This window comes from Isachenkonia alkalipeptolytica (assembly GCF_009910325.1).
In the GTDB taxonomy this organism is placed as follows: Bacteria; Bacillota; Clostridia; order Peptostreptococcales; family T1SED10-28; genus Isachenkonia; species Isachenkonia alkalipeptolytica.
Genome location: NZ_SUMG01000063.1, coordinates 1 through 757, shown reverse-complemented (window position 1 = coordinate 757; position 757 = coordinate 1). Strand labels below are relative to the sequence as shown.

At 55.1% G+C, this 757-nt stretch carries 1 protein-coding gene; it reads left to right on the top strand.

From position 1 onward, the window contains the following. Positions 1-757, top strand: a 757-nt coding sequence (locus ISALK_RS14875) for a hypothetical protein (RefSeq protein ID WP_201756931.1), incomplete at both ends; no start/stop codon positions are given.

Sequence of the window (757 nt, the reverse complement as noted above, 5' to 3'; positions counted from 1 at the left end):
GAACGCCTCCGCCGGGGGCAAATTGTGGGTATGGGAATTGCCATTTTGGGCAGTGCCTTTATCGGACTTTGCGGCGGAAGAGGAGGGGGAGGGAAGGGGGAAGGGGAGAGAAGGGAGGGAAGGGGAGGGGAAGGGGAGGAAGGGGAGGGGAGGAAAAAAGAAAAGGGAGAAGAAAAAGGAAAAGGAGGAGAGAAGGAGGGAAGGAAGGGAAGGGGGGAAAGAAGGAAGGGGGAGAGGGAGAGGAAGAAGGAGGGAAAGAAGGAGAAAGGGAGAAAGAGGGGGAAGGAGGGAAAGGAGAAGGGAAGGAGGGAGGAAGAGGGAGGGGGGAAAAGAAGAGGAGGGAAGGAAAGGAGGGAAGGAAAAGAGAGGGAGGAAAGGGGAGGGGGGGAAAAGAAAAGAAAAGGAGGGGAAAAGGAAGGGAGGAAGGGGGGGAAGAAGGAAAAAAGAGGAAGGGAGAAAGAGGGAGAGAAGAAAGAAGGGAGAAGAAAGGGGGGAGGGGAGAAGAGGAAGGGGGGGAGGAGAAAAAGGAGGGGAGAAAAGAAAGGGGAAAAGAAAAAGGGAAAGGGAAGGGAGGGAGGGAGGAGGGGAGAAAGGAAGGGGAGGAAGAAAGGGAAGAGAAGAAAGAGAAGAGGAGAGAGAGAGGAAGGAGGGAGGGGAGGGGGAAAAAAAGGAGAAGAGAGAAAGGAAAAAAGGGGAGAAGGGAAGGAAGAGAGGAGAGAAGGGGGAGGCGGGGCATTTTTCCGAACCTGGTGTGGCG